The 22,839-nt window shown below is 72.0% G+C and carries 19 protein-coding genes; 8 read left to right on the forward strand and 11 right to left on the reverse strand.

What is annotated here, in order from left to right; all coding sequences use genetic code 11:
• Positions 1-57: 57 nt before the first annotated feature.
• The 4 genes from sucB to OHO83_RS31505 form a co-directional block, all read right to left on the reverse strand.
• Positions 58-1,848, reverse strand: a complete 1,791-nt coding sequence (sucB, locus tag OHO83_RS31490) for a 2-oxoglutarate dehydrogenase, E2 component, dihydrolipoamide succinyltransferase (RefSeq protein WP_330280072.1) — start codon at positions 1,846-1,848, stop codon at positions 58-60.
• 132 nt (positions 1,849-1,980) lie between these two features.
• A complete protein-coding gene (gene lpdA / locus OHO83_RS31495) occupies positions 1,981-3,369 on the reverse strand; it encodes a dihydrolipoyl dehydrogenase (protein WP_266669785.1) in 1,389 nt (462 codons plus the stop codon).
• A gap of 283 nt (positions 3,370-3,652) precedes the next feature.
• On the reverse strand, positions 3,653-5,188 hold the full coding sequence (locus OHO83_RS31500; protein WP_266669783.1) for a leucyl aminopeptidase: 1,536 nt from the start codon (positions 5,186-5,188) through the stop codon (positions 3,653-3,655).
• Between the two features lie 126 nt (positions 5,189-5,314).
• The gene (locus OHO83_RS31505) at positions 5,315-6,097 is read right to left on the reverse strand and encodes an adenosylcobinamide-GDP ribazoletransferase (RefSeq protein WP_329435539.1); all 783 of its coding nucleotides are present in this window, start codon (positions 6,095-6,097) and stop codon (positions 5,315-5,317) included.
• Positions 6,098-6,164: 67 nt separating this feature from the next.
• On the opposite strand from OHO83_RS31505, the gene OHO83_RS31510 reads away from it, so the two are divergent.
• A complete protein-coding gene (locus OHO83_RS31510; RefSeq protein WP_266669779.1) occupies positions 6,165-6,920 on the forward strand; it encodes a hypothetical protein in 756 nt (251 codons plus the stop codon).
• Here the strand turns inward: OHO83_RS31510 and OHO83_RS31515 are convergent.
• The 3 genes from OHO83_RS31515 to cobT form a co-directional block, all read right to left on the reverse strand.
• Complete coding sequence (locus tag OHO83_RS31515; RefSeq protein ID WP_266669777.1) at positions 6,869-7,570, reverse strand: hypothetical protein; 702 nt, start codon at positions 7,568-7,570, stop codon at positions 6,869-6,871. The two genes, OHO83_RS31510 and OHO83_RS31515, sit on opposite strands and share 52 nt — an antisense overlap.
• Entirely contained in the window at positions 7,567-9,342 is a 1,776-nt protein-coding gene (locus OHO83_RS31520; protein ID WP_266669775.1) for a phosphatidylglycerol lysyltransferase domain-containing protein, read from the reverse strand. Before OHO83_RS31520 ends, OHO83_RS31515 begins: the two co-directional genes overlap by 4 nt.
• Positions 9,343-9,464: 122 nt before the next feature.
• Positions 9,465-10,568 carry a nicotinate-nucleotide--dimethylbenzimidazole phosphoribosyltransferase gene (gene cobT, locus OHO83_RS31525; RefSeq protein WP_266669773.1) on the reverse strand — a complete coding sequence of 368 codons (1,104 nt, stop codon included), beginning with the start codon at positions 10,566-10,568 and terminating at the stop codon, positions 9,465-9,467.
• Between the two features lie 183 nt (positions 10,569-10,751).
• Between cobT and OHO83_RS31530 the strand changes: the two genes are divergently transcribed.
• Positions 10,752-11,861: a class I SAM-dependent methyltransferase gene (locus OHO83_RS31530; protein ID WP_330280073.1), complete on the forward strand. Its 1,110-nt coding sequence runs from the start codon at positions 10,752-10,754 to the stop codon at positions 11,859-11,861.
• Between the two features lie 15 nt (positions 11,862-11,876).
• Here the strand turns inward: OHO83_RS31530 and OHO83_RS31535 are convergent, their stop codons facing one another.
• Complete coding sequence (locus tag OHO83_RS31535; protein ID WP_330280074.1) at positions 11,877-13,076, reverse strand: bifunctional adenosylcobinamide kinase/adenosylcobinamide-phosphate guanylyltransferase; 1,200 nt, start codon at positions 13,074-13,076, stop codon at positions 11,877-11,879.
• A 100-nt stretch (positions 13,077-13,176) separates the two neighbouring features.
• On the opposite strand from OHO83_RS31535, the gene OHO83_RS31540 reads away from it, so the two are divergent.
• Positions 13,177-13,395, forward strand: a complete 219-nt coding sequence (locus OHO83_RS31540; protein ID WP_100592141.1) for a hypothetical protein — start codon at positions 13,177-13,179, stop codon at positions 13,393-13,395.
• Between the two features lie 80 nt (positions 13,396-13,475).
• On the opposite strand, the gene OHO83_RS31545 is transcribed toward OHO83_RS31540, so the two are convergent.
• From OHO83_RS31545 to OHO83_RS31555, 3 genes are all read right to left on the reverse strand, one after another.
• Positions 13,476-14,516, reverse strand: a complete 1,041-nt coding sequence (locus OHO83_RS31545) for a S1C family serine protease (RefSeq protein WP_405638376.1) — start codon at positions 14,514-14,516, stop codon at positions 13,476-13,478.
• Positions 14,517-14,675: 159 nt separating this feature from the next.
• On the reverse strand, positions 14,676-15,383 hold the full coding sequence (locus tag OHO83_RS31550) for a class I SAM-dependent methyltransferase (protein ID WP_330280076.1): 708 nt from the start codon (positions 15,381-15,383) through the stop codon (positions 14,676-14,678).
• 83 nt (positions 15,384-15,466) lie between these two features.
• Positions 15,467-16,093: a DUF3043 domain-containing protein gene (locus OHO83_RS31555; protein ID WP_266669762.1), complete on the reverse strand. Its 627-nt coding sequence runs from the start codon at positions 16,091-16,093 to the stop codon at positions 15,467-15,469.
• Between the two features lie 272 nt (positions 16,094-16,365).
• Here OHO83_RS31555 and OHO83_RS31560 point away from each other — a divergent pair, with 272 nt between their 5' ends.
• The 5 genes from OHO83_RS31560 (at position 16,366) to OHO83_RS31580 (ending at position 22,812) form a co-directional block, all read left to right on the forward strand.
• Entirely contained in the window at positions 16,366-17,163 is a 798-nt protein-coding gene (locus OHO83_RS31560; protein WP_266669760.1) for a PspA/IM30 family protein, read from the forward strand.
• Positions 17,164-17,184: 21 nt separating this feature from the next.
• Positions 17,185-17,463, forward strand: a complete 279-nt coding sequence (gene pspAA, locus OHO83_RS31565; RefSeq protein WP_266669758.1) for a PspA-associated protein PspAA — start codon at positions 17,185-17,187, stop codon at positions 17,461-17,463.
• A gap of 88 nt (positions 17,464-17,551) precedes the next feature.
• Entirely contained in the window at positions 17,552-18,784 is a 1,233-nt protein-coding gene (locus tag OHO83_RS31570) for a sensor histidine kinase (RefSeq protein WP_443066067.1), read from the forward strand.
• Positions 18,781-19,479: a response regulator gene (locus OHO83_RS31575; RefSeq protein WP_266669756.1), complete on the forward strand. Its 699-nt coding sequence runs from the start codon at positions 18,781-18,783 to the stop codon at positions 19,477-19,479. Before OHO83_RS31570 ends, OHO83_RS31575 begins: the two co-directional genes overlap by 4 nt.
• A gap of 186 nt (positions 19,480-19,665) precedes the next feature.
• Positions 19,666-22,812, forward strand: coding sequence for an efflux RND transporter permease subunit (locus tag OHO83_RS31580; RefSeq protein ID WP_266669754.1), 3,147 nt, complete (start codon positions 19,666-19,668; stop codon positions 22,810-22,812).
• Positions 22,813-22,839 lie beyond the last annotated feature (27 nt).

Here is a 22,839-nt window from a genome sequence, read left to right on the forward strand (position 1 = left end):
CGGCGCCCCCGTCCGGAAGACCTTCGGACGGGGGCGTACGCGCTGATGAGACGAGAGTTACAGGCCGAGCTCGACCTCGAACTCGCCGGCCTCCAGGATCGCCTTGACCGTGGTCAGGTAGCGGGCGGCGTCCGCGCCGTCCACCAGACGGTGGTCGTAGGAGAGCGACAGGAACGTCATGTCCCGGACGGCGATGGTCTCGCCGAGGTCCGGGTGGTTGATGACGACCGGACGCTTCACCGTGGCGCCGATGCCCAGGATCGCGGCCTGGTTCGGCGGCACGATGACGGTGTCGAAGAGCGCACCGCGCGAGCCCGTGTTGGAGATCGTGAAGGTCGCGCCGGACATGTCGTCCGGCGTGAGGCCGCCACCGCGGGCCTTGCCGGCCAGCTCGGCGGTCTTCTTCGAGATCCCGGCGATGTTCAGGTCGCCCGCGCCCTTGATGACCGGCGTCATCAGACCCTTCTCGGCGTCAACGGCGATGCCGATGTTCTCCGAGTCGAAGTACGTGATGGTGCCTTCGTCGTCGTTGATCCGGGCGTTGACGACCGGGTGGGCCTTCAGCGCCTGGGCGGCGGCCTTGACGAAGAACGGCATCGGGGAGAGCTTGACGCCCTCACGGGCCGCGAACGCGTCCTTCGCCTTGGCGCGCAGCTTCATCAGCTTGGTGATGTCGACCTCGACGACCGAGGTCAGCTGGGCCTGCGAGTGCAGCGCCTTCATCATGTTGTCGCCGATGACCTTGCGCATGCGGGTCATCTTGACCGTCTGGCCGCGGAGGGGAGAGACCTCCAGGGCCGGGGCCTTCGCGGCGGCCGGAGCGGCGGCGGGGGCCGGGGCGGCCTTCGCGGCCTCGGCGGCCGCGATGACGTCCTGCTTGCGGATACGGCCACCGACGCCGGTGCCCTTGACGGTGCCCAGGTCCACGCCGTTCTCCGACGCGAGCTTGCGGACCAGCGGGGTCACGTACGCGCCGTCGTCACCGGAGACCGCGGCGGGGGCCGGAGCCGCGGGGGCGACCGGAGCGGGAGCGGCGACCGGGGCGGGGGCCGGAGCAGCCGGAGCCGCGGGGGCGACCGGAGCCGGAGCCGGAGCCGGAGCGGCGGGGGCAGCCGGGGCAGGAGCCGGAGCGGCGGGGGCAGCCGGGGCAGGAGCCGGAGCGGCGGGGGCAGCCGGGGCCGGAGCGGCGGCCGGAGCAGCCGGGGCGGCGGGCGCGGCGGCGGCCGGAGCGGCACCGGGAGCACCGATGACGGCCAGCTTGGCGCCGACCTCGGCGGTCTCGTCCTCGGCGACGGAGATCTCCAGGAGAACGCCGGCGACGGGGGAGGGGATCTCGGTGTCGACCTTGTCCGTGGAGACCTCGAGCAGGGGCTCGTCCTCCGCGACCTCCTCGCCGACCTCCTTCAGCCAGCGGGTGACGGTGCCCTCGGTGACGGACTCGCCGAGAGCGGGCAGCACGACGTCGGTGCCGGAAGCGGCACCGGCGGGGGCGGCCGGAGCGGCCGGGGCGGCGGCCGGGGCCGCGGGGGCCTCGGCCACGGGGGCCGGAGCGGCGGCCGGGGCCGGGGCCTCGGCAGCGGCGGGGGCCGGGGCGGCGGCGGGCGCGCCCGTGCCGTCGTCGATGACGGCGAGCTCGGCGCCGACCTCGACGGTCTCGTCCTCGGCGACCTTGATGGAGGCCAGGATGCCGGCGGCGGGCGAGGGGATCTCGGTGTCGACCTTGTCGGTCGAGACCTCGAGCAGCGGCTCGTCGACCTCGACGCGCTCGCCCTCGGCCTTCAGCCAGCGGGTGACGGTGCCCTCGGTGACACTCTCACCGAGCGCCGGAAGGGATACGGAAACCGACATGGTTTCTGTTGCTCCTTAGTGGGGTCTCCCCTGCTCGAGCGATGTTGAGAGCTTGGGGGAGTGCGGAAGTCTGTGGTCGGTCGTCGCGCCCAGGGGACGACAGGGACGACTGGGTCCAGCCTGCGGCCTGACCTAGTCGTGCGAGTGCAGCGGCTTGCCCGCGAGGGCCAGGTGGGCCTCTCCGAGTGCCTCGTTCTGCGTCGGGTGGGCGTGGATGAGCTGGGCGACCTCGGCGGGCAGCGCTTCCCAGTTGTAGATCAGCTGGGCTTCGCCGACCTGCTCGCCCATACGGTCACCGACCATGTGGACGCCGACCACGGCACCGTCCTTGACCTGGACGAGCTTGATCTCGCCCGCGGTCTTGAGGATCTTGGACTTGCCGTTGCCCGCGAGGTTGTACTTCAGAGCGACGACCTTGTCCGCACCGTAGATCTCCTTGGCCTTGGCCTCGGTGATACCGACGGAGGCGACCTCGGGGTGGCAGTACGTCACCTTCGGCACGCCGTCGTAGTCGATCGGGACGGTCTTGATACCGGCCAGACGCTCCGCCACCAGGATGCCCTCGGCGAAGCCGACGTGCGCGAGCTGGAGCGTCGGGACGAGGTCACCGACGGCGGAGACGGTCGGCACGTTGGTCTGCATGTACTCGTCGACCAGGACGTAACCGCGGTCCATCGCGACGCCCTGCTCCTCGTAACCGAGACCGGCCGAGACCGGGCCGCGGCCGATGGCGACCAGGAGGACCTCGGCCTCGAAGGTCTTGCCGTCGGCGAGGGTCACGCGGACGCCGTCCTGCGTGTACTCGGCCTTCTCGAAGAAGGTGCCGAGGTTGAACTTGATGCCGCGCTTGCGGAAGGCGCGCTCCAGGAGCTTGGAGCTGTTCTCGTCCTCGACGGGCACGAGGTGCTTCAGGCCCTCGACGACGGTGACGTCGGTGCCGAAGGACTTCCACGCGGAGGCGAACTCGACGCCGATGACGCCGCCGCCGAGGATGATCGCGGACTGCGGGACGCGGTCCAGCTTCAGCGCGTGGTCCGAGGAGATGATGCGGTTGCCGTCGATCTCCAGGCCCGGCAGCGACTTCGGCACGGAGCCGGTCGCGAGGAGCACGTGGCGGCCCTGGACGCGCTGGCCGTTCACGTCCACGGAGGTCGGGGACGACAGACGGCCCTCGCCCTCGATGTACGTCACCTTGCGGGAGGCGACGAGACCCTGCAGGCCCTTGTACAGGCCGGAGATCACGTCGTCCTTGTACTTGTGGACGCCCGCGATGTCGATGCCCTCGAAGGAGGCCTTGACCCCGAACTGCTCCGCCTCGCGCGCCTGGTCGGCGATCTCACCGGCGTGCAGCAGGGCCTTCGTCGGGATACAACCGTTGTGCAGGCAGGTGCCGCCGAGCTTGTTCTTCTCGATCAGGGCGACGTCCAGGCCCAGCTGCGCTCCGCGCAGGGCCGCGGCGTAACCGCCACTGCCACCGCCGAGGATCACTAGGTCGAAAACGGTGCTGGCGTCGTTCGCCACGTCACGTCCTCCATGCATGTGCGCCGTACGCCGGTCTGCAGTGACCGGGCGGCGGCTGGTGTCCGGCCGCTTTTTTATGCTTCGGCCCTGTGGTGGGGGCCCTGTCCTGCCGAGGACCCATCTTCGCACTTGTCGGAGGCGGACGGGACGCCGGGCCCGGGGGTGAGACGGCGGTTACACCTGAAACCCGGTTGACGGGGTCCGGGAGGCTGCGGATTTCGTCGAAAGCGAACAGCCCCCGGGTGCCGTCGCACCCGGGGGCTGTCGAGCCGTGACTTACGCGTCAGCCGAGGTCACCGTCGGCCGTGCGCTCCGCGAGGCGCACCAGCGTGCGGACCGCGGAACCGGTGCCGCCCTTGGGCGTGTAGCCGGACGCGCCGCCCTCGTTGAAGGCCGGGCCCGCGATGTCGAGGTGGGCCCATGTGATGCCCTCGCCGACGAACTCCTGGAGGAAGAGGCCGGCCACCAGGCCGCCGCCCATGCGCTCGCCCATGTTGGCGATGTCGGCGGTGGCGGAGTCCATGCCCTTGCGCAGGTCGGAGGGGAGCGGCATGGGCCAGGACGGCTCGCCGACCTCCTCTGCGACCTCGTGGATCGACGTACGGAAAGCGTCGTCGTTCGCCATGATGCCGAACGTGCGGTTGCCGAGCGCCAGCATCATCGCGCCGGTCAGCGTGGCGACGTCGACGATCGCGTCGGGCGTCTCCTCGGAGGCCTTGGCGATGGCGTCGGCCAGGACCAGGCGGCCCTCGGCGTCCGTGTTCAGGACCTCGACGGTCTTGCCGGAGTACATGCGAAGGACGTCACCCGGGCGGGTCGCCGAGCCCGACGGCATGTTCTCGGCGAGCGCCAGCCAGCCGGTGACGTTCACCTTGAGGCCCAGGCGCGCGGCGGCGACGACGGCGGCGAACACGGCGGCGGCGCCGGCCATGTCGCACTTCATCGTCTCGTTGTGCCCGGCCGGCTTGAGGGAGATGCCGCCCGAGTCGTAGGTGATGCCCTTGCCGACGAAGGCGAGGTGCTTGTCCGCCTTGGACGACGTGTAGGAGAGCTTCACCAGGCGCGGCGGGGCCTCCGAGCCGGCGCCGACGCCGAGGATGCCGCCGAAGCCGCCCTTGACGAGCGCCTTCTCGTCGAGGACCTGCACCTTGATGCCGTGCTCCTTGGCCGCGGCCGAGGCGACGGCCGCGAAGGCCTCCGGGGTCAGGTCGTTCGGCGGGGTGTTGACCAGGTCGCGGGCGCGGTTGAGCTCCTCGGTCACGGCGAGGGCGCGCTCCACGGCGGCCTTGAACGCCTTGTCGCGGGGCTTGGCGCCGAGCAGGGCGATCTCGGCGATCGGCGCCTTGCCGTTCTTCTTGCCGTCCTGGGCCGACTCCTTGTAGGCGTCGAAGGAGTAGGCGCCGAGCAGGGCGCCCTCCGCGATCGCGCCCGCGTCACCCGAGTCCTCGACGGGCAGGGCGAACGCGGCCTTCTTCGTACCGGCCAGCGCGCGGGCGGCGGCACCGGCGGCGCGGCGCAGGGCCTCGGCGTCGTACGTCTCGTCCTTCTCCGGCACCGGACCGAGACCGACGGCGAGGACGACCGGGGCCTTGAAGCCGGAGGGGGCGGGGAGCTTCGTCACCTCGCCCTCACCGCCGGAGGCGCCGAGGGTCTCCAGGACGGCGGCGAGCTTGCCGTCGTAGGCCTTGTCCACGGCCTCCGCGCCGGGGGCGACGACGAGCCCTGCGGACTTCGATGCAGCACCCTTCGCCACACCGACGACGATCGCGTCGGCACGCAGGCCGGACGCGGCGGCGGTGCTGAGAGTCAGAGCAGTCACGGTGGTGAGGTCCCTACTTTCATGGTGTCTGAACAAGTTCTGACGGGCCGTGGGGTGTATGGCCCCTTGGGGAGCCTACGCCCGTGTGCGCGAGGGTGCGCTTCGCGGTAGGCGACCGCGGCCTTGTCAGCCGAAGGTGAGGACGACGAGGGCCGTGGTTGCGGCGGTCTCGGCGACGCCGCCGAAGACGTCACCGGTCACTCCGCCGAAGCGGCGCACGCAGTGGCGCAGCAGGAGTTCGGCCGCGCAGCAGGCCAGTACGGCGGCCGCCGCGCCGCGCACGGCGCCGTACGCCGAGCCGGTGACGGCGCCCGCGGCACCGGCGGCGCACACGGTCACGGCGGCGGCGAGCAGCGCCCCGCGCACGGGCACCGTCCCGGCGACGGCCGCGCCCAGGCCCTCGGGCCGGGCCGGCGGGACACCGGCGCGCGAGGCCAGGGTGAGCGCGAGCCGGGCGGCGAGTGCCGAGACGACGGCGGCGAGCGCGCCGCGGGCCCACGAGTGCGCGTACAGCTCGGTGAGCGCGGCGACCTGGGCGAGGAGCGCGAGCACGAGGGTGATGACGCCGAACGGGCCGATGTCCGACTGCTTCATGATGCGCAGCGCGTCCTCGGCCGGCTTGCCGCTGCCGAGGCCGTCGGCGGTGTCGGCGAGCCCGTCCAGGTGCAGTCCCCGGGTCAGCGCGGCCGGGACGCTCACGCTCGCCACGGCCGCGAGCAGCGGTCCGGCGCCGAGCAGCGTCAGGATCCCGCCGAGCGCGGCGGCGGCCAGGCCCACGACGAGCCCGGCGACGGGGGCACAGAGCATTCCGGCGCGGGCCGCCTCGCGGTCCCATCGGGTGACCTTGACCGGGAGCACGGTGAGGGTGCCGAAGGCGAAGCGGAGGCCGTCGGCCGGGGTTGCGGGCATCCCGGCAGGCTACCCGGGGGGCCCAGCACAGCGGGCGGCGCCTGTGCCCCGGCGGCAGGATGGCCGCATGGGTGACTGGTGGTACCGGAACATCGTCGAGCCGGGGAAGCTGCCGTTGCTGCTCGCCCTCGCCGCGTTCCTGCTGACCTTCGCGGCCACCCGTACGATCACGCGCCTCATCCGAGCCGGGCGCGGGCCGTTCCGCAACGTCACGCCGGGCGGCATGCACATCCATCACGTGGTGCCGGGCGTGATCCTCACCGTCATCGGCGGGTTCGGCGCGGTCGGCAGCGGGCGGCACGGCGTCGGCGCCTCGATCTGCGCGGTGATCTTCGGGACCGGGGCGGGCCTGGTCCTCGACGAGTTCGCGCTGATCCTGCACCTCGCCGACGTGTACTGGACCGAACAGGGCCGGCAGAGCGTGGAGGTGGTGGTCCTCGCGGCGGCGCTCGGGCTGCTCGTCCTCAGCGGCTTCTCGCCGCTCGGCGTCAACGACGTGACGGGACAGGAGGAGCAGGGGCGCGGTACCGCGATCCTCACGGTCCTGGTCAACCTTCTGTTCGTCGTGCTGGCCATGTTCAAGGGGAAGCCCCGGCTCGCGATCGTCGGCGTACTCGTGCCGTTCGTCGCGCTGTTCGGGGCCATCAGGCTCGCGCGGCCCGGATCGGCGTGGGCCAAGCGCTGGTACCGGCGGCGCCCCAGGGCCAGGGCCAGATCGCGGCTGCGCGCCTACCGGCACGACCGGCGCTGGTCGAAGCTGAGCCGGGGCTTTCAGGACCTGATCGGCGGCACACCCGACTCGGAGCGCTCGGCGTCCCGGTGACGCACGGTGCCGAAGGCCCACCGCGCCACGGCGACCAGGGCGACCGCGGCCATCGCCGCCAGGTGTTCCTTGCCCGCGAGGTTCGGCTTCATGGCCGCCTCGATCGCCATGACGGCGACCACCACGCCCGCCGTCCGCCAGGCGCGATGGCGCCAGCACACGTACACGGCGAGACCGACGACCGCCGCCGAGGGGCCGTTGTCGACGAGCTGCGCGTCCGACGCGGGCAGGCCGAGCGGGCCGTCGGGGCCGAGGGCGATGCCGAGGCGGGCGTAGAGGGTGCCGGCGAGGGTGGCGACGTATCCGACGGCGAGCGTGCCCCTCCAGCCGAGGCAGATCTCCGCGATGCCGAACACGATCAGGACCTGTGCGAGCGCGCCCCACACCGGCAGGTCGAGCGCCGGCACGAAGAGGGACAGCGGGGTGCGCAGCGCGGACAGCCACAGCGCGTCCTCGGCCCGTACGGAGCCGACGTCCTCCACGAACCGATAACCCCAGGACTGGTTCTGCACGTACTGGAACAGGGCCGTGAGGCAGATCGCGCCGAGCGTCATCGGCGCCGCCCGCCACCTCTTGGCGACGAGCCCCCTGTGCACCGTCGACCACAGCGGGCCCCACTCGGCGCGCGCCAGGGCGGCCGGGGATCTCACGGGCGCGGCTCCAGATGCCTGCGGTGCATCCAGTTCGGCAGGCCCGGCGCCTCCAGGAAGCCCTCGGCGCGTGCGGAGGCGAGGCCGATCCGCGGCAGGTCGGCGCTCTTCTCGAAGAGCAGGAAGCGGGGTTCCCAGATGGGCCGGTACTTCGCGTTGGCCCGGTACAGGGATTCGATCTGCCACCACCGTGAGAAGAAGCTGAGCAGCGAGCGCCACAGGCGCAGCACCGGGCCCGCGCCGAGCCGCGAGCCACGCTCGAAGACGGACCGGAACATCGCGAAGTTCAGCGACACCTGCGTGATCCCGATCTCCGCGGCCCGCTGGAGCAGTTCGATCACCATGAACTCCATCAGCCCGTTCTCGGAGTCCCTGTCGCGCCGCATCAGGTCGAGCGAGAGCCCCTCCGGTCCCCACGGGACGAACGAGAGCACGGCCTTCAACTCGCCTTTCCCGTCGGAGCATTCGAGCATCACGCAGCGTCCGTCCGCCGGGTCGCCGAGCCGCCCGAGCGCCATCGAGAAGCCGCGCTCGGTCGCCCCGTCGCGCCAGTCGTCGGCGCGCTGGAGCAAGTACGTCATCTCCTCGGCGGGGATGTCCTCGTGGCGCCGGATCCGCACCTCGTAACCCGCGCGCTTGACCCGGTTGTAGGCCTGCCGGACGGTGCGCATGGCGCGGCCCTCCAGGGTGAACTCAGGGATCTCGACGATGGCTTCGTCGCCGAGTTCGAGGGCGTCGAGGCCGTGCCGGGCGTAGATGGTGCCCGCCTCCTCGCTCGCGCCCATCACGGCCGGGCTCCAGCCGTGTTCGCGCGCCTCCATGAGCCAGGGTGCGATCGCGCCGGGCCAGGCCTCGGGGTCGCCGATCGGATCGCCCGACGCGAGAGAGACCCCGCCGACGACGCGGTACGCCACGGCCGCCTTGCCCGTCGGCGACCACACGACGCTCTTCTCGCGGCGCAGCGCGAAGTAGCCGAGCGAGTCCCGGTCGCCCTCCTTGTCGAGCAGCGCGCGCAGCCTGGCCTCGTCGTCGGGGGTGATGGGGTCGACGGCCTTGCGGGAGCGGAACGCGGCGTACGCGACGGCGAGCAGGAGGAGGGTGCTCAGGATGTTGATGGCGACGTTGACCCAGTTCGGCGACGTGATGCCGGGGTAGCGGGACTCGTCGGTGGCGACCGAGATGAGGCGCAGGGTGCCGTAGCGCCAGCGCTCGAGGAACGTCGAGTGGTGTCCGTTGTGCGCCTGGTTGGTGACGGTCACCAGGAACGTCGCGAACAGGGACGTCACGAGGAGTCCGCCGATCCCGACCGCGGCCGCGAGCTTCGCGTTCGAGCGGTCGCCCTTCGCGTAGAACTCCCGCCGCCCGAGCAGCAGCGCGACGACGAACGCGGCGGTCAGGACGAGCGAGATCCAGTTCTGCGCGTAGCGGCGCACCTCGGGGAAGAACATGACGACGACGAACAGGACCAGGAAGAGCCCGCTGAGCACGAGGTTGAGGATCCACGCGGCGCGCTTGCGGCGGCGCATCGTGATCGCCAGGAACCAGGTGAAGACCCCGGACGCGAAGCCGGCGGTCAGCAGGTACGGGGTGAAGTAGTTGTCGGTGTTGTGCCGTTGCAGGTCCTGGCCGAGGGAGACCCAGACCGCGCTCAGGAAGTTGATGAACGTGACGACGCGCAGGTACCAGACGAGGAAGGCGGCCGCCCGCTTCGTGGTGGGGGTGGAGGCGTGGGCGGGGCGCGCGGGTGGAGCGCTCGTGTGTTCATCTGCCATAGGCACGGAGCATATGGGGCATTTAAGGTGATGTGGGGCGAGCATCGCCGGGGCGCGAAACGGCGGGTCGCGGCGGGACCGAACCCGCCGCGACCCGCCGTCAAAAAGGCGTGCCCGGTGCCCTACTCGGTCGCGTCCGCGGTCTCCGGCTCCTCGGCGGCCGACGGCTGCTCGGCGGCCTGCGGGGCCTCCGGCAGCTCCGCCGCCAGCGCCGCGGCAGCCTGTACCAGCGGCAGCGCGAGCAGCGCCCCGGCTCCCTCGCCCACCGTCACGCCCTGGTCGAGCAGCGGCTCCATCGCCATCCGGTCCAGCGCCTTCGCCTGCGCGGGCTCACCGCTCGACTGGCCCGCCAGCCACCAGTCCGGCGCCCGGAAAGCGATCCGCTGCCCGACGAGCGCGCACGCCGCCGACACCACGCCGTCCAGGATCACCGGCGTACGCCGCACCGCGCTCTGCAGCAGGAACCCGGTCGCGGCGGCGAGGTCCGCGCCGCCCACCGCGCCGAGCAGCGCCAGCTGGTCGCCGAGCACGGGCCTGGCCCGCCGCAGGGCGTCCCGCACGGCCGCGCACTTGCGCATCCACGCCAGGTCGTCGATCGGAGAGCCGCCGCGCCCGGTCACCACGGACGCGTCCGTCCCGCACAGCGCCGCGATCAGCGTCGCGGCCGCAGTGGTCCCGCCCACGCTGAGATCCCCGAGGACCACCAGGTCCGTGCCGGAGTCCGCCTCCTCGTCGGCGACGGCCATGCCCGCACGGAACGCCGCCTCCGCCTCCTCGGGCGTCAGCGCGTCCTCGATGTCGATGCGCCCGGACGACCTGCGCACCCGGTGCCGTACGACCTCGGCGGGCAGTTCGTCGGGCTCGCAGTCCAGTGACATGTCGACGACCCGTACCGGAACTCCCAGGCGCCGCGCGAGGATCGCCGACGCGCTCCCGCCCTCGACGGCCTGGCGCACCAGCGCCGCGGCACTTCCCGCGGGCCGCGCCGACACCCCGAGCTCCGCGACCCCGTGGTCACCCGCGAACAGCACCACGCGCGGCCGCTCCAGCGGCTTGACCGGCACGGCGGCCTGGGCGGCCGACAGCCACTCGCCCAGCTCGTCGAGGCGGCCGAGCGCGCCGGGCGGCACCGCGAAGCGGGCACGGCGTTCCTCGGCGTCGCGGCGCGTCCCGCCGTCGGGGCGCTCGATCAGATCGGTGAAGTCGTCGAGATTCAGCGAGCTCATTCGCCGAACAGTACCGGCCGTTCCCCGGCATGGCGCATGACGTGGTGTTACGCCATGCGATGCATCGCATCCGCAGCGTCGTTGCGGGTCTCTCCGTGATCCTTTACGTTCCTGGATGCCCCGGATTGTCGTGCCGCCCCAGGGTGGTGCGGCGCCCTTCGGACCGTCCCGCAGGAGTTCGTGATGACCCCCACGACCGAGGCCGTCGCCGAGCGGCGGCCCGCCTATCTCACCGAACTCGCCCAGGGCACCGACCGGTTCCACGAGCCGCGCAGGACCGACTGCCCCTGGTGCGGCTCCGGCCGCCTGCGCACCCGGCTGCGGACCACCGACCTCCTCCAGCACAAGCCCGGCACCTTCGTCGTCGACCAGTGCCGCGCCTGCTCGCACTCCTTCCAGAACCCGCGCCTGACCCCCGAGGGCCTGGCCTTCTACTACCGGGACTTCTACGACGGGCTCGACGCCGGCCACTCCGCCCGGCTCCTGAACGCCCCGCACTCCGCGCGGCGCTCCGCCCGGCGCCACCGCGCCGCCGCCCGGACCCTGCTGGCCCTCATCGAGCCGGAGAGCTGGCTGGACGTCGCCACCGGGCAGGGCCACTTCCCGGCGGCCGCCAAGGAGGTCCACCCGTACACCGCCTTCGACGGGCTCGACGCCGGAGCCGCCGTCGAGGAGGGCCGCAGGGCCGGCCGCGTCGAGGAGGCCCACCGCGGCACCCTCACCGAACTCGCCCCCGCGCTCGCGGGACGCTACGACGCGCTGAGCATGTTCCACTACCTGGAGCACGCCACCGACCCGCGCGAGGAACTCAAGGCCGCCCGCACCGTCCTGCGCCCCGGAGGCCACCTCCTCGTCGAGGTCCCCGACCCCGAGAGCCGCTACGCGAAGCTGCTCGGCAAGTGGTGGGTGTCGTACTTCCAGCCCCAGCACCTGCACCTCATCCCGATGGACAACCTCAGCCGCGAGCTGGAGCGCCTCGGCTACACCGTCGTCGCGACCGACCGCCGCGAGGCGCACGTCCCGCTCGACCTCACCGCCGGCCTCGCCCTGTTCCTCGGCCACTGGCTGCCGAGCGCCGACGCCCCCTGGCGCAGCAAGGCCCCCACCCCGCTCCAGCGCGGGCTGCGCACGGCGCTCACGTACGCCGTCGTGCCCCTCGTCGCCGCGGCCTACGCGGCGGACCAGCTGCTCGCCCCGCTCGCGGGCCGCACCCGCTTTTCCAACGCCTACCGGGTCGTGGCCCGCAAGAACGCCGGTGGGCCCGGCAAGGACCCGCAGCTGTCCGAAGCCTGACCGGACGCGCCCGCGTCAGCCGCGCAGCACGAGCGCCTGCCCGGCCACCACCAGCAGTACCTGTTCGCACTCGGCGGCGAACGCCGTGTTCAGGCGCCCCAGTTCGTCCCGGTAGCGGCGGCCCGACGCGGTGGCCGGGACGATCCCGGAACCCACCTCGTTCGACACGGCGACGACCGTGCGCGGGGTGTTCCGCACGGCCTCCGTCAGCGCCGCGACCTTCTCGCGCAGAGCCCGCTCCCCGCCGCCGGCCCACTCCGCGTCGTCCCACGCCCGCACCTCGTCCATGGCGTACGTCAGCCACAGGGACAGGCAGTCGATGAGCAGCGGGGGACCGTCCTGCGCCAGGAGCGGCACGAGGTCGCAGGTCTCCGTCGTGCTCCAGGAGCCGGGGCGCCGCTCGCGGTGCAGCGCCACCCGCTGCGACCACTCGGTGTCCCCGCCCCGGGTGCCGCCCGTCGCCACGTACAGCACGCCCGGGAACGCCTCGAGGCGCCGCTCGGCCTCGACCGACTTCCCGGACCTCGCCCCACCGAGGACCAGCGTCCTGCGCGGCACGTCCGGCACGTCCTCGTACGCCCCCACCACGAGCGTCGTCCCGTCCGGCACGGCCCGTGCGCCCGCCGCCGCCAGACGGCGCGTCAGCTCCGGACCCGGCGGCACGTCGTGGTCGATGTGGACCGCGAGCACATCGGTCGTCGCGCCGATCGCCCCCACGCCCCGCAGCCTGGCCGCTGCGTCCGGGCGGTCCACGATGTCGGCGAGCACCATCTCGTACGGCCGTTCGGCCTCCTCGAAGCCCGCGGGCGCCGAGCCCGGCGGCAGGTACAGCAGCCGCTCGCCGTCCGGCCCGGTCACCTCGTAACCCGTCCCCGGCGAGTCCATGGGCAGGGCCCGCACGCGGTGCCCGGTCAGCAGCGCCAGCTCGCTCCCGTCCGGCACCCGGCCCGGCGTCACGAGCCCCGCCGGCACCTCCACGGGCGGCCCGTCGTGCGGATGCGAGAGCAGCACCTGCCGTACGCCGCTGAGACTGTGCCCCGAGCGGGCGGCGGCGAACGCCGCCCCCGGTGTCAGGTCGAGCAGCAGCGTGCCGTCGATCAGGAGCGCGGTCGCGGCCCGAGCACCCGGCCCGAGGGCGGTGGCGCAGGCCGCGCAGGGGCAGTCGGGGCGGGGCAGTCCGGTGGGTGCGCCGGTGCCGAGCAGAGTGAGTTCCACGGGAAGATCCTCCCGCGCCACCGCGAGTGGCGCTCGCCCGGATAGGCTTCCGGGCAGTGCTCAGACCGTGAGCTGGTCCGTTGACTCTCTGGAGGCTGACATGGCGGCATGGACGTGGAGGTTCGAGAAGTCGGACGGGACGGAGGTCCAGCCGGCGGTGCAGCCCGAGGAGTTCACGACTCAGGGCGACGCGGAGTCGTGGATCGGCGAGTACTGGAAGGCCCTCGCCGAAGGCGGCGCCGACCAGGTCACCCTCTTCGAGGACGACGCGGTGATCTACGGCCCGATGGGCCTGCACGCGGAGGACGCGCCGGCGTAGTCCCGCGGCTCCTTCCGGAACGCCGAGAGGGGCGGCTGCCCGCGCGGGTCGCCGCCCCTCTCGCTCCCGGCGAGTCCTTGCTAGATCTCGCCGAGGGTGACCTCGACCGTCTTCTCGGCCCCGTTCCTCGTGTACGTCACCGAGACCTTGTCGCCGGGCTTGTGGGGGGCGAGTTCCTCCGCGAGCGACGTCATCGAGGTGATGCCGGTGCCGCCGAACTCGGTGATGACGTCCCCGGACCGGATCCCGGCCTTCTGCGCGGCCCCGCCGTCGTCGACGTCCACCACGGCGACGCCGTCCGGTCTGTAGGAGCTGCCGAGGACCGTACGGCCCGTGATGCCGAGCGCCGCCCGCCCCGAGTCCGTGACCCTGCCGTTCTTGATGACCTGGTCGGCGACCGTGGTGACCATGGACGAGGGGATGGCGAACCCGATGCCGGGCGCCGCGCCGCCGCTGATGCCGGGGTCCACCGCGGCGAGTGTCGGGATGCCGATGACCTGTCCGTCGAGACCGACGAGGGCGCCGCCGCTGTTGCCCGGGTTGATCGCCGCGGACGTCTGCACCATGTTCCCGATGGTGGCGCCGGTCCCGCCGCCCTCACGGACCTCGCTCACGGTCCGGCCGGTCGCCGAGACGATGCCCTCCGTGACGCTGGAGGACAGGCCGAGCGGTGAGCCCATCGCCAGGGTGATCTGCCCGACCTCGACCTTGGGCGAGTCGGCGAACCGGGCCGCCCTGAGCCGCTCGGGCACCTTGTCCAGCTTGATGACGGCGAGGTCCTGGGCAGGGTAGGCGTAGACGAGCGTCGCGGTCAGCTCGGTCTCGCTGTTGGACGTGGTGACCTTGAACTGCTTCTCGTTGCCGACCACGTGCGCGTTCGTGACGATGTGCCCTTTGTCGTCGTAGACGATCCCGGAGCCGAGATCGGACGAGGCCTGGATCTGGACGACCGACGGCAGGACGTCCTTGATCACCTTCTGGTAGTCGGCCTGCAGCTGGTCGCCGGAGGCGAGCGCGGCCTGCCGCGTCGTGCCGGACGTCTGCGACGGCGAGTCGGCCGGGCCGGAGCCGGAGCCGGAGCAGCCGCCGGCCAGGGCCGCCGAGCAGACGACGGCGGTCAGCGGCAGCGCGATGCGCGGAACGCGGCCGCCTTGGGTACGGGTACGGGATCCGGTGAGACGGCGGGAACGGGCACGGAAAGCATCCATGCCCGGATTGTCGCTGTCGTCCTGTTGTTCCTGCCTGTGGTGGGCCGCCGAACAGGGGGCGCTCCGGGGCCCTCAGCCCCGCACGCCGCACAGGTGCAGCAGCGCCGCCACCCGGCGGTACGGCTCCGTGCGGCCCGCCCGCTCCTCCGCCGCGAGCAGCGTGTGGAACTCGCCGGGCGGCGGCACGGGCGCGTCGTCCCCCGCGGTGTCCGTGAAGACCCGCACCCCGTACCAGGCGTGCAGCGGAGCCCCGATCCCGGCCAGCGTCGCGGTCAGCGTGTCGAGCCGGTCGGCCCGGACGTCGAGCCCGAGCCGGTTGCGGTACGAGAGCGTGTCGAAGGAGCCGAGCGCCGCCTGCCAGTCCCCGGCGAGGCCGGGCCGCATGGCGAGCGCGTCACCGTTGCGCACGAGGAGCGAGAGCAGGCCGCCGGGGGCCAGCATCCGTGCCAGGCCCGCGAGCAGCGCGTCGGGATCCTCGACGTACATCAGGACCCCGTGGCACAGGACCACGTCGAAGCTGCCGGGCAGGAAGTGCACCCCGGTCTCACGGCCGTCACCCTCCACGAGGCGCACCCGGCCGCGGATGCCCTCGGGCTCCTCGGCGAGCGCGGCACGCGCGGCGGCGACCATCCCGGGATCCTGCTCGACCCCGGTCACCTGATGTCCGCCGCGCGCGAGGCGCAGGGCCTGCGTGCCCCGGCCCATCCCGACGTCGAGGATCCGCAGCCGCTGACCGACGGGGTAGCGCGCGGCCAGCTGCTCGTCGAGCTGCCGGGCCACGAGCTCCTGGCGTACGGAATTGCGCAGACCGCTCAGCTTGCCGAGCCAGGACGCCGCGGCGCCGCCGGAGAAGGCCTCCGTGCTCAGGGCCGCTCTCCGCGCTTGACCTGGGGCTTGGGCAGACGGAGCCGGCGCATCTGGAGCGTGCGCATCAGGGCGTACGCGACGGCGCCCTTCTTCGGCTCGTTCGGGAACTTCTCGGCCAGGCGCTTCTTCAGGCGGAACGCCGTCACGACCGAGTCGAGCACGATCAGCACGATCACGATGAGCCAGAGCAGCAGCGCGATGTTCTGCAGGCTCGGGATCCGGATCATGGTCATCACGAGGATGACCACCGCCAGGGGCAGGAAGAACTCGGCGATGCAGAAACGCGAGTCGACGAAGTCGCGCGCGAACTTTCGCACCGGACCCTTGTCGCGGGCGGGAAGATAACGCTCGTCACCGCTGGCGAGCGCCTGGCGCTGCCTCTCCATCGCGGTGCGGCGCTCGTCGCGCTGCCGCTTCGACGCCTCCTTGCGGGTCGTCGGCGTATTGGCCACGCTGCGGCGCTGGGTCTGGGCCTGGCTGCGCTTGGGCGTGGGGCGGCCCTTGGGGGCCTGCGGGTCACGGGGCTGCGTGGAGTTGGTCACCGGTGCCTTGGCGGCCGGGGCCTTCTCGTCCTTGGATCGGCTACGGAACACAAAGACCAAGGGTACGTGGTGCGCGCGCATGGACCAGAGGCGAGTGGGGAACGATCCGGCAACACCCTGCGTCAGTGTTGCTGAGCGTTCCCGGCAGCTGCACCGCGTGCTCGTCGAACCGGCCACCCCAGGGGGACACCTACTCCCTGCGCCGGAGCGGGACCGGACGCAGTCGTCCTTGGGGATGAGCGCATCCGCACCTGAACAGTGCGGTAATAGAGGCAGGACCCGTACTGTGGGTTCTGTCGCAGTGCTGGTGCTGGACGTCTGCTGGATCTGTCAGAAGGGGGCGCGCGAAGCCCATGAGCGGTGTCATGAAGCGTATGGGGATGATCTTCCGCGCGAAGGCGAACAAGGCCCTTGACCGGGCCGAGGACCCGCGCGAGACCCTCGATTACTCGTACCAGAAGCAGCTGGAGCTGCTCCAGAAGGTGCGCCGCGGCGTCGCCGACGTGGCGACCTCGCGCAAGCGTCTGGAGCTGCAGCTGAACCAGCTCCAGAACCAGTCGTCCAAGCTGGAGGACCAGGGCCGCAAGGCGCTCGCGCTCGGCCGCGAGGACCTGGCCCGTGAGGCGCTCTCGCGCCGGGCAGCCCTCCAGCAGCAGGTCACCGACCTGGAGACGCAGCACCAGACCCTCCAGGGCGAGGAGGAGAAGCTCACCCTCGCGGCGCAGCGCCTCCAGGCCAAGGTCGACGCCTTCCGTACGAAGAAGGAGACGATCAAGGCGACGTACACCGCGGCCCAGGCGCAGACCCGGATCGGAGAGGCCTTCTCCGGCATCTCCGAGGAGATGGGCGACGTGGGCATGGCCATCCAGCGCGCCGAGGACAAGACGGCGCAGCTCCAGGCCCGGGCCGGCGCGATCGACGAGCTGCTTGCCTCCGGCGCCCTCGACGACCAGTCCGGCCTCGCCAAGGACGACATCCAGAGCGAGCTGGACCGCCTCTCCGGTGGTACGGATGTAGAGCTGGAACTCCAGCGGATGAAGGCCGAACTGTCGGGCGGCTCCTCCTCCTCGCAGCAGGCCATCGAGGGCGGTCAGGGCCAGCAGTCCCCGACCCAGACGCCGCAGGACACCCCGCGCTTCGACAAGCAGTAGTCCCACGCCGAGGAGGGCGTCATGATCGTACGGATCATGGGGGAGGGGCAGGTGGAGCTGGCCGACAGCCACTTCACCGAGCTCAACAAGCTCGACAACGAGCTCCTGGCCGAGATGGAGAACGGGGACGGCCCCGGTTTCCGCCGCACGCTCAACGCTCTGCTCGAAACGGTCCGCTCCCTCGGCACCCCGCTGCCCGACGCGTCACTCGAACCTTCGGAACTTATTCTTCCGTCCCCGGACGCCACCCTGGAAGAGGTCCGGGAGTTGCTCAGCGGCGACGGTCTGATCCCTGGCTGAGCCGCTGCCCGCGGTACGCGGCCCGTCGCGCGCACCGCTGATGGACGGGCCTGCCGCGCACGGACGAGGGGGCGATACCGTGACGCCGGTGACCCCCTTCGTACGCTGGGCCAGGACCCACCCCCGGGCCATGGACGCGGCCCTCGCGGCAGCGGTGCTGCTCTGCATGATCGCCGCCTCTTTCGTCGACCCGAACGGCGGCCGCGACGGCACCCCCATGTGGGGCACCCGCAGCCCCCAGGTCCTCAGCGTCGTCCTCATGGTGCTCGGCGCGGCCGCCCTCGTCCTGCGCCGCCGCGCCCCCATGGCGGTCCTCGCGGCCACCTCCGCCGTCACCCTGGCCGAACTCGTCACCGGCGACCCCCGCGCGCCCGTCGCGATGAGCGCCGTCGTCGCGCTCTACACCGTCGCCGCGACCACCGACCGCCCCACCACGTGGCGCGTCGGCCTCGCCACCATGGCCGTCCTCACCGGCGCCGCCATGCTGGCGGGCCCGCTGCCCTGGTACGCGCAGGAGAACCTCGGCGTCTTCGCCTGGACCGGCATGGCCGCCGCGGCCGGGGACGCCGTGCGCAGCCGGCGCGCGTTCGTCGACGCGATCCGCGAGCGGGCCGAGCGGGCCGAGCGCACCCGGGAGGAGGAGGCCCGGCGCCGGGTCGCCGAGGAGCGCCTGCGCATCGCCCGCGACCTGCACGACGTCGTCGCGCACCACATCGCTCTGGTCAACGTCCAGGCGGGCGTCGCCTCGCACGTCATGGACAAGCGCCCCGACCAGGCCAAGGAGGCCCTGTCGCACGTGCGCGAGGCGAGCCGCTCCGCGCTCAACGAACTCCGCGCCACCGTGGGCCTGCTGAGGCAGTCCGGCGACCCCGAGGCGCCCACCGAACCGGCGCCGGGACTCGACCGCCTCGAAGACCTCGTCGGCACGTTCCGCAACGCCGGCCTGCCCGTCGAGGTCGCCTGCGCCGACCGGGCCACCGGCCTGCAGGCCGCCGTCGACCTGGCGGCCTACCGCATCATCCAGGAGGCCCTGACCAATGTGCAGAAGCACGCGGGCGCGCAGGCCAAGGCCGAGGTCAGCGTCGTGCGCGTAGGCCCGAACATCGAGGTCACGATCCTCGACAACGGGCCCGGCACCGAGCAGCCCTCGCCCGACAGCGGCGGCCACGGCCTCCTCGGCATGCGCGAGCGCGTCGCCGCGATCGGCGGCAGCTGCTCGGCGGGACCGCGCTACGGGGGCGGGTTCCGCGTCCATGCGATCCTGCCCGTCCAGGCCCGCGCCACCGCCGGCCTCGCCACGGACACAGGGGACGCTGGATGACCATCCGGGTACTGCTCGCCGACGACCAGGCACTGCTGCGCAGCGCCTTCCGCGTCCTCGTGGACTCCGAACCCGACATGCTCGTCGTCGGCGAGGCCTCGAACGGCGCGGAGGCGGTCAGCCTCGCCAAGTCCGAGAAGGCCGACGTCGTCCTGATGGACATCCGGATGCCCGGCACCGACGGACTCGCCGCGACCCGCCTGATCAGCGCCGACCCCGAACTGGCACACGTACGCGTCGTGATGCTCACGACGTTCGAGGTCGACGAGTACGTCGTCCAGTCGCTGCGCGCGGGCGCCTCCGGCTTCCTCGGCAAGGGCGCCGAACCCGAGGAGCTCCTCGGCGCCGTGCGGATCGCCGCCGCGGGCGAGGCGCTCCTGTCGCCGGTCGCGACCAAGGGCCTGATCGCCAAGTTCCTCGCCCAGGGCGAGGGGTACGGCGACTGGGAGGACGGCGCGCGCCCCGGCGGCGCCCACGGCGAACGTCTCGCCGCGCTGACCACCCGCGAGCGCGAGGTGCTCGTCCAGGTCGCCGGAGGCCACTCGAACGACGAGATCGCGGAGCGCCTCCAGGTCAGCCCGCTCACCGTCAAGACCCACGTGAACCGCGCCATGGCCAAGCTCGGCGCGCGGGACCGTGCCCAACTCGTAGTAATCGCGTACGAATCGGGCCTGGTCCGTCCAAGGGTGGAGTGAGCCGGGGTCTCCGCGTACTACGGGCGCAGTATGCGGCGCATAAGAACGGGACCTGGGAGCGACGGATCCACCCTCGCGCATGACTGAGGGTGTAGGGGGCCCCGCACGTGTCTTCGGACGCATCCGTGTCCCCCGGACATCCGGGGCCTCCTCCTGCCGCGCTTGCCACAGAGAGAGACCCACACCATGTCCTGGCTGTCGAGATTCAGCCTCGCTCAACGGGCCCTGATCGGGCTGATGTCGATCATCGCGATCGTCTTCGGCGCCATCGCGATCCCCCAGCTCAAGCAGCAGCTGCTGCCCTCCATCGAACTGCCCATGGTGTCCGTCCTGGCCCCGTATCAGGGCGCGTCTCCCGACGTGGTCGAGAAGCAGGTCATCGAGCCGCTCGAGTCGACCATCGAGGCGGTCGACGGCATCACCGGCATCACCTCCACGGCGAGCGAGGGCAACGCCGTGATCATGGCCCAGTTCGACTACGGCAACGGCTCCAAGCAGCTCGTCGCCGATGTCCAGCAGGCCGTGAACCGGGCCCGCGCCCAGCTCCCCGACGACGTCGACCCGCAGGTCATCGCGGGCTCCACGGACGACATACCGACCGTCGTCCTCGCCGTCACGTCCGACAAGGACCAGCAGGCGCTCGCCGACCAGCTCGACAGGACCGTCGTCCCGTCCCTCAAGGACATCGACGGCGTCGGCCAGGTCACCGTCGACGGTGTGCGCGACCTCCAGGTCACCGTCACCCCCGACGACAAGAAGCTCGCCGCGGCGGGCATCAGCCAGGCCGCGCTCGGCCAGTCCCTCCAGGCGGGCGGCGCGACCCTGCCCGCCGGCTCCTTCGACGAGGGCGGCAGCAACCGCACCGTCCAGGTCGGCGGCGGCTTCACCTCCCTGAAGCAGATCGAGGACCTGATGGTCACCGGCGAGGGCGTCAGGAAGCCCGTACGCCTCGGTGACGTCGCCGAGGTCGCGCAGCGTCCCGCGAAGGCCGACTCGATCACCCGCACCGACGGCAGGCCCAGCCTCGCGGTCATGGTCACCATGGACCACGACGGCAGCGCGGTCGCCATCTCCGACGCGGTCAAGGACAAGCTCCCCGACCTGCGCAAGGACCTCGGCACCGGCGCGAAGCTCACGGTCGTCAGCGACCAGGGCCCCGCGGTCTCCAAGTCCATCGACGGCCTGACTACGGAGGGCGCGCTCGGTCTCCTCTTCGCCGTCCTCGTCATCCTGGTGTTCCTGGCGTCGATCCGCTCGACCCTGGTCACCGCGGTCTCGATCCCGCTCTCGGTCGTCCTGGCCCTGATCGTCCTGTGGACCCGCGACCTCTCGCTCAACATGCTCACGCTCGGTGCGCTGACCATCGCGATCGGGCGGGTCGTGGACGACTCCATCGTCGTCCTGGAGAACATCAAGCGGCACCTCGGCTACGGCGAGGAGCGCCAGGAGGCGATCCTCAAGGCGGTCCGCGAGGTCGCGGGCGCCGTCACGTCGTCCACCCTGACCACCGTCGCCGTCTTCCTGCCCATCGGCCTGGTGGGCGGCATGGTCGGCGAGCTGTTCGGCTCGTTCTCGCTGACGGTCACGGCGGCGCTGCTGGCCTCGCTGATCGTCTCGCTCACCGTCGTCCCGGTCCTGTCGTACTGGTTCCTGCGGCCGCCCAAGGCGATCAAGGGCGTCGACCCGGAGGAGGCGCGCCGCAAGGCGGAGGAGAAGGAGGCGCGGTCCTGGCTCCAGCGGATCTACGTCCCCGTCCTGCGCTTCGCGACCCGTCGCCGCCTCACGAGCGTCCTCATCGCGGTCGTGGTCCTGGTCGGTACGTTCGGCATGGCCCCCATGCTGAAGACGAACTTCTTCGACCAGGGCGAGCAGGAAGTCCTGTCCATCAAGCAGGAGCTCAAGCCGGGCACCAGCCTGGCGGCGACCGACGCGTCGGCGAAGAAGATCGAGAAGCTGCTCTCCGGCATCGACACGGTCAAGGACTACCAGGTCACGATCGGCTCGTCCGGCTTCATGGCGGCCTTCGGCGGCGGCACCGACAGCAACCAGGCCTCGTACCAGGTGACGCTGAAGGACAAGGCGTCGTACGAGAAGACCCAGGACCGCATCGAGAAGGGTCTCGGTGAGCTCTCCGGGATCGGCCGGACCACCATCGCGGCCGGTGACGGCTTCGGCAGCCAGGACCTGAGCGTCGTGGTGAAGGCGGCCGACGGCCAGGTCCTGCGCAAGGCGGCCGACGAGGTCCGCGACGAGGTCGCCGAGCTCGACGGCGTCACGGACGTCACCAGCGACCTGTCGCAGTCGGTCCCGCGCATCTCGGTCAGGGCCAACTCCAAGGCCGCGGCCGCCGGGTTCAACGACACCACGCTCGGCGCGGCCGTCGGCCAGGCCGTGCGCGGTACGACCAGCGGCAAGGCGATCCTCGACGACACCGAGCGCGACGTCGTCGTGAAGTCGGCGAAGCCCGCCACGACCATGGACGAGCTCAAGAAGCTCCCGATGGGCCCCCGCGGTCTGAAGCTCGGCGACATCGCCACGGTGAAGCTGGTCGACGGGCCGGTCTCCATGACCCGGATCGACGGCGCCCGCGCCGCGACGATCACGGCCAGGCCGACCGGTGACAACACCGGCGCGGTCAGCGCCGACCTCCAGACGAAGATCAACGCGCTGAAGCTGCCCGCGGGCGCGAAGGCCACGATCGGCGGCGTCACGTCCGACCAGGACGACGCGTTCAAGAACCTCGGCCTCGCGATGCTGGCCGCGATCGCGATCGTGTTCATGCTCCTGGTCGCCACGTTCCGCTCGCTGGCGCAGCCGCTGATCCTGCTGGTCTCGATCCCGTTCGCGGCGACCGGTGCGATCGGCCTGCTCATCGCCACCGGCACCCCGATGGGTGTCCCGGCGATGATCGGCATGCTGATGCTCATCGGCATCGTGGTCACCAACGCGATCGTCCTGATCGACCTGATCAACCAGTACCGCAAGGAGGGCTACGGCACGATCGAGGCGGTCATCGAGGGCGGCCGCCACCGTCTGCGCCCGATCCTCATGACGGCCCTGGCGACGATCTTCGCCCTGCTCCCGATGGCGCTCGGCGTCACCGGCGAGGGCGGCTTCATCGCCCAGCCGCTCGCGGTGGTGGTGATCGGCGGTCTGATCACGTCGACGCTCCTGACGCTCCTCCTCGTCCCGACGCTCTACGCGATGCTGGAGCTCCGCAAGGAGCGGCGCCGCAAGAAGCGCGAGGCGAAGCGGGCGAGGAAGGCCGGGGTGACGGCCGAGCCGGAGGCCTCGGAATCCGAGTCCGGCGAGCCGGAGCCGGCGGGCGTCTGACCCTTTCGGCACCAAGCCCGGAGCCCG

It is taken from the genome of Streptomyces sp. NBC_00569 (assembly GCF_036345255.1).
GTDB lineage: Bacteria > Actinomycetota > Actinomycetes > Streptomycetales > Streptomycetaceae > Streptomyces.

Bases quoted from the DNA above. Each gene is read 5' to 3' on its own strand.
- OHO83_RS31575 (WP_266669756.1), top strand. From the start codon at position 18,781: ATGACCATCCGGGTACTGCTCGCCGACGACCAGGCACTGCTGCGCAGC.
- OHO83_RS31510 (WP_266669779.1), top strand. From the start codon at position 6,165: ATGGGTGACTGGTGGTACCGGAACATCGTCGAGCCGGGGAAGCTGCCG.
- cobT (WP_266669773.1), bottom strand. From the start codon at position 10,568: ATGAGCTCGCTGAATCTCGACGACTTCACCGATCTGATCGAGCGCCCC.
- OHO83_RS31505 (WP_329435539.1), bottom strand. From the start codon at position 6,097: ATGCCCGCAACCCCGGCCGACGGCCTCCGCTTCGCCTTCGGCACCCTC.
- OHO83_RS31540 (WP_100592141.1), top strand. From the start codon at position 13,177: ATGGCGGCATGGACGTGGAGGTTCGAGAAGTCGGACGGGACGGAGGTC.
- OHO83_RS31530 (WP_330280073.1), top strand. From the start codon at position 10,752: ATGACCCCCACGACCGAGGCCGTCGCCGAGCGGCGGCCCGCCTATCTC.
- pspAA (WP_266669758.1), top strand. From the start codon at position 17,185: ATGATCGTACGGATCATGGGGGAGGGGCAGGTGGAGCTGGCCGACAGC.
- sucB (WP_330280072.1), bottom strand. From the start codon at position 1,848: ATGTCGGTTTCCGTATCCCTTCCGGCGCTCGGTGAGAGTGTCACCGAG.
- OHO83_RS31555 (WP_266669762.1), bottom strand. From the start codon at position 16,093: ATGCGCGCGCACCACGTACCCTTGGTCTTTGTGTTCCGTAGCCGATCC.
- OHO83_RS31560 (WP_266669760.1), top strand. From the start codon at position 16,366: ATGAGCGGTGTCATGAAGCGTATGGGGATGATCTTCCGCGCGAAGGCG.
- OHO83_RS31580 (WP_266669754.1), top strand. From the start codon at position 19,666: ATGTCCTGGCTGTCGAGATTCAGCCTCGCTCAACGGGCCCTGATCGGG.
- OHO83_RS31520 (WP_266669775.1), bottom strand. From the start codon at position 9,342: ATGGCAGATGAACACACGAGCGCTCCACCCGCGCGCCCCGCCCACGCC.